General features: G+C 49.7%; 12 protein-coding genes. 9 read left to right on the plus strand and 3 right to left on the minus strand.

Going from position 1 to position 14,903, the window contains the following annotated elements:
• Window positions 1-4 precede the first annotated feature (4 nt).
• A complete protein-coding gene (locus tag L1N85_RS06565; RefSeq protein WP_235236298.1) occupies window positions 5-913 on the plus strand; it encodes a carbohydrate ABC transporter permease in 909 nt (302 codons plus the stop codon).
• A gap of 41 nt (window positions 914-954) precedes the next feature.
• Window positions 955-2,580 carry an extracellular solute-binding protein gene (locus L1N85_RS06570; protein WP_235236300.1) on the plus strand — a complete coding sequence of 542 codons (1,626 nt, stop codon included), beginning with the start codon at window positions 955-957 and terminating at the stop codon, window positions 2,578-2,580.
• A gap of 90 nt (window positions 2,581-2,670) precedes the next feature.
• On the opposite strand, the gene L1N85_RS06575 is transcribed toward L1N85_RS06570, so the two are convergent.
• A complete protein-coding gene (locus L1N85_RS06575; RefSeq protein ID WP_235236302.1) occupies window positions 2,671-4,968 on the minus strand; it encodes a helix-turn-helix domain-containing protein in 2,298 nt (765 codons plus the stop codon).
• Window positions 4,969-5,128: 160 nt separating this feature from the next.
• Between L1N85_RS06575 and L1N85_RS06580 the strand changes: the two genes are divergently transcribed.
• The 3 genes from L1N85_RS06580 to L1N85_RS06590 are packed head-to-tail and all read left to right on the plus strand — an operon-like array spanning window position 5,129 to window position 9,834.
• Entirely contained in the window at window positions 5,129-6,151 is a 1,023-nt protein-coding gene (locus L1N85_RS06580) for a carbohydrate-binding family 9-like protein (RefSeq protein ID WP_235236305.1), read from the plus strand.
• Between the two features lie 6 nt (window positions 6,152-6,157).
• Complete coding sequence (locus tag L1N85_RS06585; protein ID WP_235236307.1) at window positions 6,158-8,800, plus strand: transglutaminase domain-containing protein; 2,643 nt, start codon at window positions 6,158-6,160, stop codon at window positions 8,798-8,800.
• Window positions 8,800-9,834 (plus strand): glycoside hydrolase family 18 protein, encoded by a 1,035-nt coding sequence (locus L1N85_RS06590; protein ID WP_235236525.1) that lies wholly within the window; start codon window positions 8,800-8,802, stop codon window positions 9,832-9,834. The genes L1N85_RS06585 and L1N85_RS06590 overlap by 1 nt, the downstream gene beginning before the upstream one ends.
• Window positions 9,835-9,932: 98 nt before the next feature.
• Here the strand turns inward: L1N85_RS06590 and L1N85_RS06595 are convergent, their stop codons facing one another.
• Both L1N85_RS06595 and L1N85_RS06600 read right to left on the minus strand, forming a co-directional pair.
• Window positions 9,933-11,183: a multidrug effflux MFS transporter gene (locus L1N85_RS06595; RefSeq protein WP_235236309.1), complete on the minus strand. Its 1,251-nt coding sequence runs from the start codon at window positions 11,181-11,183 to the stop codon at window positions 9,933-9,935.
• A gap of 64 nt (window positions 11,184-11,247) precedes the next feature.
• Window positions 11,248-12,072: a MerR family transcriptional regulator gene (locus L1N85_RS06600; protein ID WP_235236311.1), complete on the minus strand. Its 825-nt coding sequence runs from the start codon at window positions 12,070-12,072 to the stop codon at window positions 11,248-11,250.
• A gap of 244 nt (window positions 12,073-12,316) precedes the next feature.
• On the opposite strand from L1N85_RS06600, the gene L1N85_RS06605 reads away from it, so the two are divergent.
• From L1N85_RS06605 to L1N85_RS06620, 4 genes are all read left to right on the plus strand, one after another.
• A complete protein-coding gene (locus L1N85_RS06605) occupies window positions 12,317-12,763 on the plus strand; it encodes a MarR family winged helix-turn-helix transcriptional regulator (RefSeq protein ID WP_235236313.1) in 447 nt (148 codons plus the stop codon).
• A 121-nt stretch (window positions 12,764-12,884) separates the two neighbouring features.
• The gene (locus L1N85_RS06610; RefSeq protein WP_235236315.1) at window positions 12,885-13,286 is read left to right on the plus strand and encodes a DoxX family protein; all 402 of its coding nucleotides are present in this window, start codon (window positions 12,885-12,887) and stop codon (window positions 13,284-13,286) included.
• Between the two features lie 58 nt (window positions 13,287-13,344).
• Window positions 13,345-14,295, plus strand: coding sequence for a ring-cleaving dioxygenase (locus L1N85_RS06615; RefSeq protein ID WP_235236317.1), 951 nt, complete (start codon window positions 13,345-13,347; stop codon window positions 14,293-14,295).
• Window positions 14,292-14,897: an alpha/beta hydrolase gene (locus L1N85_RS06620; RefSeq protein ID WP_235236319.1), complete on the plus strand. Its 606-nt coding sequence runs from the start codon at window positions 14,292-14,294 to the stop codon at window positions 14,895-14,897. Before L1N85_RS06615 ends, L1N85_RS06620 begins: the two co-directional genes overlap by 4 nt.
• The last annotated feature ends 6 nt before the right edge of the window (window positions 14,898-14,903 follow it).

A 14,903-nucleotide genomic window follows, 5' to 3' on the forward strand; every position in this document is an offset into this window, starting at 1 on the left:
ATCTATGGTTTCCGCCGTAAAAGAAACCGGCAGAGATAAAGTATTCGTTATTTGCAACTATATTTTTGTATTTCTAGCCTTTATTGTTGTGGCATATCCCGTGCTGTATATGATCAGTGCTTCGATCAGTGATCCGAAGCTGGTCGGCTCGGGCGAAATGTGGCTGTTGCCGAAAGGGATCACATTTGAGGGCTATGAGAGAGTGTTCCAGAACTCGAGTATATGGACGGGCTACGGCAACACCATCCTATATACGGCGGTGGGGACGCTGATCAATCTGTTCGTAACGCTGCCGGCAGCCTATGCGCTTAGCCGCAAAGATTTTGCGGGACGCAACTTTTTTATGGGCATGTTCATGGTGACCATGTTCTTCGGCGGCGGCCTTGTGCCAACTTACTTGCTCGTCAAAGAGTTAAACATGGTGAACACGATGTGGGCGATCATTATTCCTTCGGCCGCTTCGATCTGGAACATCATTGTATCCCGGACGTTCTTCCAGTCCTCGATACCGAAGGAGCTGCAAGAGGCCGCTCAAATCGACGGGTGCACGAACATGCGGTTGTTCATCAAGATCATTCTGCCGTTGTCGATGCCGATCATCGCCGTTATGGGGTTGTTCTACGGTGTAGGCAATTGGAACAGCTACTTCTCGGCGCTTATTTATTTAAATGATGCTGATAAATACCCGCTGCAGCTTGTCTTACGCCAAATTCTTGTTCTGCAGGAAATGTCGGCTCAGGGCGGGGGAGCCATGGATGCGTCGTCAGCTGCGGCGCTTAACAACAAAGCGGAGATCGCCGCGCTGGTCAAATACGCAGTCATTATCGTGGCAACCGTACCCGTTATTGCGATTTATCCGTTCCTTCAGCGTTATTTTGTGCAAGGTGTCATGATTGGTTCCGTTAAGGGCTGATCTTGCTCATAAATGATTGAAAGAAAAGGGGAGAAGATTCGATGAAAAAGCTTCGCAAAACATCAGCATGGTTGTTGTGTCTCACTTTGCTCGTGTCATTATTGGCAGCTTGCGGTTCATCCAATGACGAGGGTGCTGCCGGCGGTACAAATGCAACAGACGTTTCCAAGACGGCTGAGGATGTCAAGAAAGAAGGTTTTCCGATTGTTAGCGAGCCGCTTACGTTGACAATGATGTCGCAAGACGCCGGCGTAGCGGACTGGAATAAAATGCCTGTTCTTCAAGAGATGGAGAAATTGACAGGCATCAAGCTGGAATACCAAAACTCGCCGATTGACAGCTTCGCCACCAAGAAAAACCTGGTATTTGCCAGTGGCAATTTGCCGGACATCTTCTATGCTGCGGATCTTAAGCCCGCTGAACAAGTAACCTACGGCAGTCAGGGCGTTCTTATCCCGCTTGAAGGTTATATCGATAACGGTTATGCGCCTAATCTTAAAAAGATTTTTGACGAGAATCCGGATATCCGTAAGTCGTTTACAACGCCTGACGGCCATATGTATGCGCTTCCGAATATCGATTTGGCAGCGGTCTGGTATCGCAGCCCGATGTGGTATAACGGTAAGATTTTGAAAGCCCTTGGAGTAACCGAATTGCCTAAGACAACAGATGAGTTCTATGCCTTTCTGAAGCGTGTCAAAGAGGAAGATCCGAACGGCAACGGGAAGCAGGATGAAATTCCGCTTACTTCCGTTAAGCTGGACGATTTGCGTATGTTCTTCCTTGGTTTCTGGGGCATTTATAATGAGGTCATCTATGCCGATAAGGATGGTAAAGTGCACTATACGCCGCAAGAAGAAGGCTACAAAGGTTATTTAACATTTTTGAATCGTCTGTGGAATGACAATTTGCTCGACCACGAAACATTCTCGCAGACGGCTGATCAGAAGAAAGCCAAAGGGCAAAATAATCAAATTGCCGTGTTCAATGACTGGTTTCCATACTTTACGCTTGGCGGCGAACCAAGTGGAGACAACCCTATGATGACTCCTTTGAAGAGTGAAGTAGCCGGATCCCCAGTCTATGGCAAGCATCCCGGTATTTCTGCGAACGGTACCTTTGCCATTTCGAGCAGCAACCCGGCACCGGAAGCGACAATGCGTTGGATCGACTACCTGTACAGCTATGAAGGGGCCACACTGTTCGCTCAAGGTCCTGAGAATTTACTGTGGAAATATAAAAACAAGGATACGCACGAGAAAGAATGGCTTCCGGTTCCCGGCGGCGTGGATCGTGAAGAATACCGCGGTACGATGACACCGAACTATGGTATCCTCACCCCCGGTATGAACGACACCGAGCTTACTAAAGGACTTAGAAGCGAGTTCGACGCATGGATTGATAAGGAAAATGCGGAGAAGCTGACTCCAATCGGCAAAGCGCCTTTCCCTAACGTTTATTTAACGAATGAAGAGCAGTCCGAAGCTACCGCTTTGTTGTCCGATCTGAACACATATGTGATTCAGATGGAAGCGAAGTTCGTAACAGGCAATGAACCGCTCTCTAACTGGGATACGTATACGGCCCAAATCAAAAAAATGGGCGGTGACCGTATTGTGGAGCTTTATCAAGGCGCATACGATCGCTGGAACGAATCGAGTAAGTAGCAACACTTCGCCGTCCTTTTGAATGAACTCAAAAAGCCAATATACCCGGTCATGCTTCATGATGATCGGGTATATTGGCATCGTATATAATTATTCTTTTTCGAGATCTGGTTCCGGGTCTGCCAGACCGTTTTCCGAGTTCAGCTTGCGGTATTGGCCCGGAGTAAACCCGGTTTCCTTCTTGAATTTACGGATAAAGTTAGGTGTATCGAGGTAGCCGACGCGTATAATGATGTCCTTTAACGGATCGTTCGTTGTTTTCAATTGATGCATGACCTCTTCCAGCCTTTTTTGCCAAATGTACGGAATAAAGTTCTGGCCCATCTTCTCCTTGAATGAACGGCTGATATGCGACGGCGAGATGGCGAACTCGAAGGATATCGTCTCAAGACTGAGCGTATGATCCATAAAGTGACTGTCAATGTAGGCAACTACCTGATCCATTAGTGAATGTTCTTCCTTCTTCGTATCACGCTCAACCTGCGTGCAGATTCGGGAAGCCAGATTCAGAAAACTGCGTTCTAATTCATCCAACGAATTGAAAGCCATATTTGGTGCAATTTCCTGCAAAACGTTATGGATGCCGAGCTCGGATGCGGTCTTCAGCATCGTATTCAGAACGTCAAAGCAAATGCAGCGGATGAGCAAGGTGGAAAGCTCCGAAGATTGCAAACTTCGGATCGTAGGACTGATCATTTGTGCCGCCACATCATAGCTTCCCAGCTTCAAGCTTTGCGAAAGCTTCAACAGCACGTTATTAGGAATCCAGTAGGTTTGGTCCGGCGCATAAGACAGCTTCTCGAAATAAGTGACCGTACCGTGCCCGGTTGACAAACGAAGCTCGAATGCGGAACAAGCTTCAATAAAGGACTGATTTAACTGGTCCGGATTCGAGTAGCAGGTCCCGACGCCAATCATCGGGGTCACATCGGACATTTCGAGCATATGGCTGCGTGCCGCTTCGACAATATGACGGATCTGAGTGAATTCCTCCATAGCGCCATCTAGGTTAAAGCTGACTATGAGTGCGAGCTGGTCCAGCTGCGGGAGCTCGACGCCGTAGGCATGCGCAGCCAGCTCCGGAAACTCAATCCGGGCAAGCAGCTCGATCATTTCTTGCCGGCTTTGTCTGTCGTCCGGATGAACATCTAATTCGACCCATCCGATGACCATCACGAAGTGACGGGAACGGTCGAATTGGAGATCGAACGCTTCCAGGAGGTCGGGCGTCATGCTCCGGGCGTTGCCGTATTTCAGCAGCATGGACAAAAAGTGGTTACGGGCATAGGGCTCTTGCAAATCCACCCTTGAGCTGTAATCCTGCAGCGCTGTCCGGATACGCTCAAGCTCGTTTCCGTTCGGAACGGAATCATTTGCCGAACGGCCCGGATTGGATTTGGAGTTCGCGAATTCCACCAGCATGGATATGGGCTGGTATTGCATTCTGGCAAGCAGGAGCGCGATCGCGGCGCCCGCAAGGACGACGATGCAGAACAACATGATGATGAAGCTGCGAACATGCAGGACGCTGCTGAAGAACTGGGCGCTCGGCATCAATGTCACATAAGTCCATCCGTTTACCGCGGATTTGACAGATACGAGGGAATGCGGTTTGCCGTTTAAGGTTTTACTGTGTATGCCCGGGGACAGCTTAAAGAGCGACTTGACCTCCGCATCCGTGAGGAATTCGCCTTGGCTGTTACCGGTCAGAATTTGGCCGTTGTTATCGAAAATATAGGATAATCCTTGAAAATTGCCGAGAATCGAATCGATTAAGCCGGTTAGCTCGGATTCTTGAATCAAGTACATGACCGTGCCGTGCGGATTAGGGCTGTTCGGTGTGATTGGAACCAGATAAGCCAATATCGATTGCTGCAAGTAGGTGTTTCGATTGACAAGATCGGCCGGACGCATGGATGGAAATACGACGCTGTTCAAATCCTGGATGAAGTCTGCTTGCTTCCAATTGTGAAAGCTGTAATTATTGGCAAACACGTCAAGACTCGACATTCCCTTGGAAGAGTAGATTTTCTCATCTCCGTGGAAATACAGGAACATTTCGCCAATGATAGAGCTTGTTGCTTTGTACTGATCAAGCGCTTGAATAGCTTCTCCGCCGAAATAGGGATCACGGACCCGATAAGGGGTCAGCCTTTCGTCATAGGTGACGCGGGAGGCGATTTCGCTCAGCTCTTTCATACGGCCGTCAATAATATGTTTGGTTTGCGTTAATTGATTGAGATGAGATTGTTCGACCTCTGACCTCAGGTTGCTGACAGCGTTCTCATATATAAATACGGTAATGAGGACTAATGGGAGAAGCAAAATGAATAAGTAAGACCAGATATATTTTAAAAATAGTTTGGATTTGAAGTAATTCCAATTCATTTATTCTGCCTCCTGTTATTTACGATGTTGATGAGTTTTTCTATGAATCGTATTTTGATTGAGGTTAATAGTTAATAGACTAATGATAACAACAAATCTGCCGTTTGGACATAGAGCGCGCAGTATAATATTGCTGGAAGATAAACTAGGAGGAAAAAAGATGAATTATAGCGGAGTGCCGGAGCCGAATATTGCATTCGCTCCCAAATCTTATATTTGCAGACGCGCGGCCGGACCGCTCCTACTGGACGGCCGCGTGGATAAACCGTTCTGGGCGGAAGCGGAGTGGACGGACGATTTCGTCGATATCGAAGGGGATCTCCGTCCGAAGCCTGCGAAGCGAACCCGGACGAAAATGCTATGGGACGATAACTATTTCTATTTTGCGGCGGAATTGATGGAGGATCAGATTTGGGCGACGTTGACGGAGCGGGATTCGGTCATCTTTTACGATAACGATTTTGAAATTTTCATTGATCCTGACGGAGACACGCACCACTATTATGAGTTTGAAATCAATGCGCTGAACACCGTATGGGATCTGCTGCTGGTCAAGCCGTATCGCGACGGGGGGCCCCCGGTTAACGGCTGGGATATTAACGGACTCCAAACGGCCGTGCATATTGACGGCGAGTTGAATCGGCCGGGCGCGGCTAATCGAAAGTGGAGCGTTGAGGTGGCTATGCCTTGGACCAGCCTGCGCGAGTGCGCGCCCGAAGGCCGCCCGCCGGTAAAGGGCGAATTTTGGCGCGTCAATTTCTCGCGCGTCGAATGGCGCGCAGAGGTCAAGGATGGCGAATACCGCAAGGTATTGAATCCGGACACGGGGAAGCCCTATCCAGAGGATAACTGGGTGTGGTCCCCGATGGGAATTATTAATATGCATTATCCGGAATTATGGGGATATGTCGTGTTTGCCGATGAGGACGGTCCAGAATCGTTTGAACTGCTGCAGGATGAACGCATCAAGTGGGAATTGCGCAAGCTTTATTACCGTGAGCGCAATTACTTTGCAAGCAGCGGTCAATTTACAACGGACGAGAAGCTGTTAATGGGCGACGGGCAGTGGAGCATTGTGCCGGTGATCGAGACGACCGGCAGACTGTTCCAGATTTCGGCGCCGTCAACGTGCGGGGGCGCGACCTTTTATATCCGCGAAGACGGAAAGCTGTGGAAGGAGTGAATAGGAATGACCGAACAAACCTCTGTGTTCTCGTTAGATGATCGGTCGATGGAGCAAATCGAACGGAAATTCCGCGAGAAACAGCATATCGCGCAGGCCAGAATAGGCGGACTGTTCGAAATATTCCGGGAGGAATTGACCGCAGAAGAGACGTGGGCGCTTAAATTTTTGTATGCGTATATGCCTTTGAATGATTTGGCCGATTACGACGGTCCTTTATTTCTGAGCCATGTCCGCCGAACGCTGGACATCCGCAAACGGGTGCCTTGGGGGAAGCGGGTTCCGGACCATCTGTTTTTGCATTTTGTGCTGCCTTACCGGGTAAATAGCGAAAATATCGAGGATTGCCGAGGTATCCTGTACGACGAACTGGCGGCTCGCACCGCGAATCTGTCCATGGCGGAAGCGATTCTGGAGACGAACTATTGGTGCCACGAGAAGGCGGTTTACATTGGAAGCGATTTGCGGACGATCTCGCCGCTGACGATGATGAGAACCGCGCGGGGCCGCTGCGGCGAAGAATCGACTCTTGCGGTCGCGGCGCTGCGCAGTCTGGGCATTCCTGCCCGGCAGTGCTATACGCCGCGCTGGGCCCACTGCGACGATAACCATGCCTGGGTAGAAGCATGGGCGGATGGGCAATGGTATTTCATCGGCGCATGCGAACCGGAGCCGCGTCTGAACCTTGGATGGTTCAGTCCGCCCGCCCGGCGGGCGATGCTCATCAACACGCGGGTACCCGCGAACTACCCCGGGCCGGAGGACATTACGCTTGCCCACGAATGGTACACGGAGATCAATCTGTTGGACGGTTACGCGCCCGCGCGAACGATCACGGTTGTTGTGAAAGACGGGAACGGGCGGCCGGTTGACGGCGCCCATGTACAATTCCAGCTGTACAATATGGCCGAATTAACGCCGATCGCCGCACTGCCGACGAACGAGCGGGGCGAAGCCTCGTTCAAGACAGGATTCGGCGATTTGGTAATCCGTGCGGTGCATGCAGGCGGGTGGGGGGAAGAGAAAATAACCGTTGCCGACGGTGAACGCTTCGAAATCGTTCTTAACCGGACGAAGCAGGAGGAAGGGACGGCAGACTTTGATATGGTTCCGCCGCCGGAACGGGGAGACGACGCTTCCGATCCGGTATCCGGGAAGGAGATGGAGCGGCACAACGGCCGTATCGAAGAAGGGACAAAGATCCGGAAAAGCTTCGAGGAGACCTTCGCCGACGAAGCGCAAGCGACGGATCTTGCCCGGATATTGGGCCTGCAGCCGGAGCGGGTATGGGACGTTCTGCGCAAAGCGCGCGGAAATAGCCGCGAAATGGCCGCTTTCCTGCAGGAACGGTCGCATGAATACGGAGAGTGGCCGCTCCGGCTGCTGGAAAGCTTGAATGAGAAGGATTTGGCGGATACGTTCCGTGAAACGTTGGACGATCATCTGATCGCCTCCCTCTCTCAACGGAGGGATTATCCGGAGGATACCTTTGTCCGGTATATACTCTGTCCGCGCGTACAATATGAAATGATCGGACCGTACAAGCGTTTTTTCCAAGGCGAGTTCACCGATGCGGAATCCGCGTTGTTCAGAGCGAACCCGCCTGCTCTGGTCAGCCGGCTTGATAAGGAGTGGGAGATCAGGGAAGATCTGTCGCATTTGCAGGGCAAAGCGACGCCGCTTGGAACCTTCCGTTTGAAGAAGGGAGACCGTACCTCCTTCGCTATTATGTTCGTGGCGATCTGCCGCAGCATAGGAATCCCGGCGCGGCTGCACCCGAGCGAACGGAAGCCGCAATATATGGCGGACAGCGGCTGGAAGGATGCGGTATTTGAGAATGGATCCGGGCGGCAGCCGGAACGGAAGGACAGCGGCAAGCTGCTATTGCTGCGGGATACCGAAACGGCGGCAGAAGCGCCGGCGGCCTCCTATTCCGAGAATGTCACGATTGCCCGGCTGGAGAACGGAAATTATAAAACGCTGATCTACCCGCACGGTAAATCCGATATGTATGATGAGCCGTTCGAAGTCGAGCAGGGATCTTACCGAATGACATCGGGCATACGTCTGAAAGACGGAACGGCGCTTGTACGCTTCACTTATTTTACGGTGTCTGCAGGCGAACTGACGCAGGTGCCGCTTACATTCCGCCAGGCTCCGCTTCACCTTCCGGTGCTTGGTTCCGTCGACCGGCGCAGCACGTTCACACTGCCGGACGGTGGCGATAAGACGCTGGGAGAGCTGGCCGGCACGAACGGAGCGATTATAGCTTGGATCGAACCGGAGCGGGAGCCGTCCAAGCATTTGATTCGTGAAATCCGTGAGCTTGCCGAGGCTCTTACGGCAAGCGGCGCGCCTGTCATTCTAGCGGTCGGTGACGATAAATCGACTGCAACGTTCGATCTTTCCAGTTATCCGGGACTGCCGGCTGACACGATTATTGTTCGGGATTCCGGGTTTGCGTCGCTTCGGAGCTTCATGTCAGATTTCCCGGGCAATGAGGCGGGCTTCCCTCACGTTTTTGTGCTGGACGGACAAGATCAAATCCGTTACAAGGAATCCGGGTACAAGCTTGGAACAGGCAAGGAAGCGCTGCAGGTTTTTTGCGGGGTATGGCAGCAACAGACGGACAGGAGTGAAGCGAAATGATGACGAAGAAATATATTGTGGCGGGTTATGCCGTCGATTCCAAGCTTCCCGGCATGACCCGGGAAGACCTCTTGAAATTGACTCATCTGAATGTGGCGTTCGGCCATGTTCGGGAGGATGAGATCTGTACCGATCATATGAAGCATGTAGACGTACTGCGTGAGATCAAACGCAACCATCCCGATTTGAATGTGATGCTGTCCGTCGGAGGCTGGGGTGCGGGCGGATTTTCCGAAGCCGCTTCAACCGAAGAGGGAAGGGGACGCATGGCCGAATCTGCGGTTCGTATTTTGACTGATTATCCGTTCGATGGCATCGATCTGGATTGGGAATATCCTTGTTATTCTGCAGCAGGCATTCAGTCTAGCGCTGACGATAAGACGAATTTCACGTTGCTTCTGAAGACGATGCGGGAAGCATTGGATCGTAAAAGCGGGCAGGATGGGAGACCTTATTTGCTTACAATCGCTGCGGGAGCCGATCAGTATTATGTAGACGGCACGGAAATGGACCTTGTGCAGCAGTATGTCGATTTTGTCCAAGTGATGACCTACGATATGCGCGGAGGATTTCAAACATTGACGGGGCACCATACAAATCTGTACACGCCGTCAGGGGATTTGTTCCGCATTAGTACGGATTCTTCCATCAACATGTTTATCCGGGCGGGAGTTCCTAAGGAGAAAATCGTAATCGGCGCGGCATTTTATTCGCGTATTTGGCAGCAGGTGCCCGACATTAATCGCGGTCTCCATCAGATGGCCGGGAGCACGGGAGGTTATGGGCCGGATTTCACCACCCTTGCGGCCGATTACATCGATAAAAACGGGTATACCCGTTTCTGGGACGAGGAAGCCCGGGCTCCGTTCCTTTTTAACGGCAGCTCCCTCATATCTTACGAGGACGAAGAGTCGATCCGGCATAAATGCGACTATGTGAAGTCTAATGAACTCGCGGGTATGATGTTCTGGGAGTACAGCTGCGACATGACCCATCGGCTGCTGAGCGCGATCTATCAAGGATTAGAAGAATAACTAAGACGGGCATAATAACGGCATGGCAAACTCACATGATTATAAAACCGTTAGCGGAGCTGCAACGTATACTCCTCTAACGGTTCCATACCGATCACTTAATTCTTTTCTATACGAATCTGTTGATGAATGGGCAAGGTCTTTTTCCGTATCATGAACGTATGGACTAAGACCGCGGATAAACTGCAGAAGGCAACAACCATTCCCATTGGGACCGCTGTTTGGCTGCCATTAATACCAACTAATGGAGCCATCATACCGCCAATTGCAAACTGTATTAATCCTAGTAATGCAGAAGCGCTCCCCGCATTCTTGGATTGACTATTCATGGCCAAAGCCACTCCGCTCGAACTAATAAAACCGACGCTTGAAACAACCAGAAATAAAGCAATCAAAACAGGTACAAGTCCTGCGTCCATTAATGTAAAACTAAATAAGAGCACGCCGCCTGCGAGTAAGATACTTAGACCAATGACAAGAAACCGATTTTCTTCAACTCGACCAGCCAGTCTACCCGTAATCTGCGATGCAATGATTAATCCCATCGCATTTACCGCAAAAATGATGCTATACACCTGTGGCGATACTTGAAAAATCTCTTGTAACACAAATGGCGAGCCTGAGATATACGCAAACATCGCTCCACTAGACAAGCCGACAGCTAACGCATAGCCTATAAACAAACGATCACTTGCTAACCCTTTAAATGTCGTTAACGTCTGGCTGAAACCGCCTTTTGACCGTCTTTCCTCTTGTAACGTTTCAGGAAAACGGAAGATGATCAAGGCTAGCATCAGCATACCTAAAACAAAAAGAGCCATAAAAATCCCGCGCCATGACACATAGTTTAGAAGTAATCCTCCAGCAACTGGAGCAAATATAGGAGCTGCTCCCATTATGAGAACTAACATCGAGAAAATTTTCGTCATCTCGGGCCCTGAGTACATGTCACGAACAGAAGCTCGTGAAATAACCATTCCTGCCGCTCCAGCAGCTCCTTGAATAAAACGTAAAAGAACAAGCATCCAAATCGATGGTGCAAACGCACATAGAATGGATGCAAATGCATACAAAGATAAAGCAATCATTAAAGGCTTCCGGCGGCCATGCACATCACTAAGCGGACCAACAATGATTTGCCCGAACGCTAACCCAAGAAGACATGCGGTTAAACTAAGTTGAACGAGTGTCGTCGTTGTTCCTAAGCTGCTCGTCATCGCCGGAAATGCCGGCAAATACATATCAATGGTCAAAGGACCAAACGCAGATAAAGCACCTAATATGAATATAATGGCTAATCGACGAGACTTTTTATCAACGCTCACGTCGAATTCCTTTGGTTTTTTCATTTTTCCTCAACCCTCTCTTATCCATATGGCTTCATGATAAAGGGTCCAGTTACTGGAGGGTCAATTAGTGGATGGGTATTTGTATTTCAATTAAGTACTCTTCCGGATCATTCGTAATAAATCGATCAATGATCGTCCGTAAGATGAAATCGCCATTCGGATAAAAGTTTTCTTTTTCTAAAAAGTCTAAAACCATCTGATAATAGCGGCCTGCCTCTGTCGTATCCCCTCGGTAATAAATAGTAGCGTACTTTCCTTCCGGAAGCACGGATATCATTTCATGGCTAGTGTATAAATGATCTGCCTCCTCTAATAAAATAAAAATAGAATTATACTCGGAATAGTTCCCTTTTATGATGTCTGTAACCGAAAGAGTAAGTCCTACCTTTCCGATAATAATCGGTGAAACTTGGTGAAACTCCTTCTTTAACATTCTCAATGATAATTCTAATTCATATAGAGAGCGTATTTTGCCCATTACTTGAACGATGGTTCTTTTTGGTACGTTTTTCAAAATAGGTACTCCAATGTCCATCACATCGCGTGTACTTTCTATTTCTTTGATCCTGCTTTCAAATCGTTGATTAATCCGCTCCAATTCCTTGATCTTTCGTTCAGTAAGCTGTTTATGGAATTTAAAAGCTTCTACTAACTCGTTAAGGTTTTTATTTGTAATTTGGTGTTTGATTTCCTTTAGAGGGACACCCAGCGTTTTTAAATAAAGGATAATGTCTAATTGCTCAAACTGTTCAATGGAGTAATAGCGATACTGGTTCTCTGCATCAACCTCAACCGGCTTAAACAAACCTATTTCGTCATAGTACCTTAACGTTTTGATGGGGATATGATGAAGCTTTGATAATTGGCCGATTGTGAATCTTTTTTTCATATTAACACCCGTTTGTTGGATTTATTTTGATTGTATCGTTTTAAGTATATCATACACGACAAAAGCCGCCTTTCAGGCGGCCCTTGGTCAACTCTTTAAATAATCGCCACCTTTAAGATAATTTTGAAGCATTAGCATCGTTAAAGCAACAATAAGCAGTTGACAAAGACCGGTGAATGTATTATCTTAAATTTAAGATAATTGATTTTAAGATATCGGAGGCAAGCAGAGGGGAGTGATAAACGTGGCAGACAAGGCGCAAAATGATTCATTGGATCTCTTTATCGCGCTGTCCAGAGCCAGCCAGTGGGTGAATGCTCATGCCGATCGCGATATACGCAAGAATGGCTTGAACCGGACCGAATTCGGCGTGCTGGAGCTGTTGTATCACAAGGGACCACAGCCTTTGCAGCAAATTGGCGAGAAGGTGCTGATGAGCAGCGGGAATATTACGTATGTGGTCGATAAGCTCGAGAAGAAGCAGATGGTAAGGCGCAGAGCTTCAACGGAGGATAGGCGGCTCATTTATGCAGAGCTTACCGAGCAGGGCAAGCGGTTTGTTGAAGAAGTATTTCCTGCACATACGAGCACGATCGAGAGCGCAGTGAGCGGACTATCGCCGGAAGAGAAGCGGTTAGCGAGCGGGCTGTTAAAGAAGCTGGGGAAATTTGCGCAGGAGCATTACAAGTAGCCTTGCGGCTGTGTAAATCCGCTCCGCTGGCGGTCAGATTTGACCGTCTGTGCTTGTCAATTATCTTAATTTAAAGATTCTCTTAATTGTAATATAAAACATAAAAATGGAGGAATTAAAAATGAGCATCGCATTGGGTTTATTGATCGTTCGGTTAGTTGTCGGGTTGTTGTTCGCAGGGCATGGCGCACAGAAGCTGTTTGGCTGGTTTGGCGGCTATGGGCCAAAAGGGACCGGGGGCTGGTTGGAGTCGATCGGCGTTAAGCCCGGGGTGGCGATGGCTGTCGTTGCGGGATTGATGGAGCTTATCGGCGGGCTGCTGTTCGCAGCGGGACTGCTCACGCCAATTGCCGCAGGTTTAATTGTCATGACGATGCTGGTCGCCATCGTAAAGGTACACGGCCAGAACGGGCTGTGGTCTACCGCTAACGGCTATGAATACAATCTCGTGCTGACAGCCATTGCTATAGGAGTGGCGTTAACGGGTGCCGGAGCATATTCAATTGATGCACTTTTGGGGTAAATAATAAAAAGTTAGTTACAATACTTTTCATACTAATATAAAATAGGGAGTGGACGTTATGACGACGCAAACCGCGGGTATTCATCATATAACGGCTTTTGTGAGAAATGCGCAGCAAACGGCTGATTTCTACGCGGGCGTACTTGGCCTTCGTTTAATTAAGAAGACGATTAATTTTGACGCGCCAGAGGTTTATCATTTGTACTTCGGAAACGAGATAGGAAGCCCAGGCACTATCATTACGTTCTTCCCTTGGGAAAATTCGCGGAAAGGACGGATTGGCGGCGGGCAGGTTGGCGTGACGACGTATGTCGTTCCCGCTGATGCGTTCGATTTTTGGAAAGAGCGGCTGGCGAAGCTGAAAGTTGCGGCCGAGGTAACGGAAAGATTCGGCGAGCGGTATTTAGCGTTTGCCGATCCGGACGGCTTGAAGCTCGAGCTCGTTGCCCGCGCCGAAGGTCCGGCGAGCAAGTGGGCGTTCGGCGGAGTTCCGGCGAGCAAAGCGATCAAGGGATTTGGCGGCGCGATTCTCTACAGCACGTCTCCTGACAAAACGGCAGATTTATTGGCGAATGTGATGGGACTCAAGAAAGTCGGACAGGAAGGCGCTTATGCCAGGTACAAAGCGACGGGAGATTTGGGCAATTTGATCGATGTCAACACAGCGGCAATGGAGCCGGGCCACGGCGGTTCCGGTACGGTCCACCACATTGCTTGGCGGGCAAAGGACGACGAGGAGCATGCGTTTTGGAGAAGCCTTGTTGCCGGCAACGGCTTCCAGCCTACGCCGATCGTCGACAGGCAATACTTTAACGCGATCTATTTCCGCGAGGAAGGCGGCATTTTATTCGAAATCGCGACCGATCCGCCAGGCTTTGCCCGCGATGAAGAGCCGGATAAGCTGGGCGGGAAGCTGATGCTTCCCGAATGGTTTGAACCGCATCGCACGCAAATTGAGCAGTTGTTATCGCCTTTTGAGGTGAGAATATTGGAGGAGGATAAAGGATGAAGCATCTATTTAAACAAGGGACGGATGTAAATGCTCCGGTGCTGCTTCTATTGCACGGAACGGGAGGCACGGAGCGGGATTTGCTGCCGCTTGCAGAACGTATATCGCCGGCTTCGTCCGTACTGAGCGTAAGGGGAAATGTGCTCGAGAACGGGATGCCGCGTTATTTCCGCAGGCTGGCTGAGGGTGTATTTGATCTGGAGGATCTGGTTTTCCGCACCAAGGAGCTCTATGATTTTCTGGACAGCGCGGCAGAGGAATATGGCTTTGACCGCGGCAACCTAATCGCGATCGGTTATTCCAACGGAGCAAACATAGCGGGCAGCCTGTTGTTTCACTACAAAGGGACGCTGCGCGGAGCGATATTGCATCACCCGATGGTACCGATTCGCGGAGTAGAGCTGCCGGATATGAGCGGTATGCCTTGCTTCATCGGCGCAGGCTCGAATGATCCGCTCTGCACGCCGCAGGAAACGGAGGAGCTTGAGCGTTTGTTAAGCGCCGCGGGCGCCGACGTTAAGGTGCATTGGGAGCAATATGGCCATCAATTAACCAGCTCCGAGGTTGCGGCGGCGGAAGCATGGTATAACGAAACGTTTTAATTCAGG

This window comes from Paenibacillus alkaliterrae, assembly GCF_021532375.1.
Lineage (GTDB): Bacteria > Bacillota > Bacilli > Paenibacillales > Paenibacillaceae > Pristimantibacillus > Pristimantibacillus alkaliterrae.

What these genes read in the sequence shown, in the direction of transcription:
- L1N85_RS06565 (WP_235236298.1), top strand. Translation starts at nt 5, where the DNA reads ATGGTTTCCGCCGTAAAAGAAACCGGCAGAGATAAAGTATTCGTTATT.
- L1N85_RS06570 (WP_235236300.1), top strand. Translation starts at nt 955, where the DNA reads ATGAAAAAGCTTCGCAAAACATCAGCATGGTTGTTGTGTCTCACTTTG.
- L1N85_RS06575 (WP_235236302.1), bottom strand. Translation starts at nt 4,968, where the DNA reads ATGAATTGGAATTACTTCAAATCCAAACTATTTTTAAAATATATCTGG.
- L1N85_RS06580 (WP_235236305.1), top strand. Translation starts at nt 5,129, where the DNA reads ATGAATTATAGCGGAGTGCCGGAGCCGAATATTGCATTCGCTCCCAAA.
- L1N85_RS06585 (WP_235236307.1), top strand. Translation starts at nt 6,158, where the DNA reads ATGACCGAACAAACCTCTGTGTTCTCGTTAGATGATCGGTCGATGGAG.
- L1N85_RS06590 (WP_235236525.1), top strand. Translation starts at nt 8,800, where the DNA reads ATGACGAAGAAATATATTGTGGCGGGTTATGCCGTCGATTCCAAGCTT.
- L1N85_RS06595 (WP_235236309.1), bottom strand. Translation starts at nt 11,183, where the DNA reads ATGAAAAAACCAAAGGAATTCGACGTGAGCGTTGATAAAAAGTCTCGT.
- L1N85_RS06600 (WP_235236311.1), bottom strand. Translation starts at nt 12,072, where the DNA reads ATGAAAAAAAGATTCACAATCGGCCAATTATCAAAGCTTCATCATATC.
- L1N85_RS06610 (WP_235236315.1), top strand. Translation starts at nt 12,885, where the DNA reads ATGAGCATCGCATTGGGTTTATTGATCGTTCGGTTAGTTGTCGGGTTG.
- L1N85_RS06615 (WP_235236317.1), top strand. Translation starts at nt 13,345, where the DNA reads ATGACGACGCAAACCGCGGGTATTCATCATATAACGGCTTTTGTGAGA.
- L1N85_RS06620 (WP_235236319.1), top strand. Translation starts at nt 14,292, where the DNA reads ATGAAGCATCTATTTAAACAAGGGACGGATGTAAATGCTCCGGTGCTG.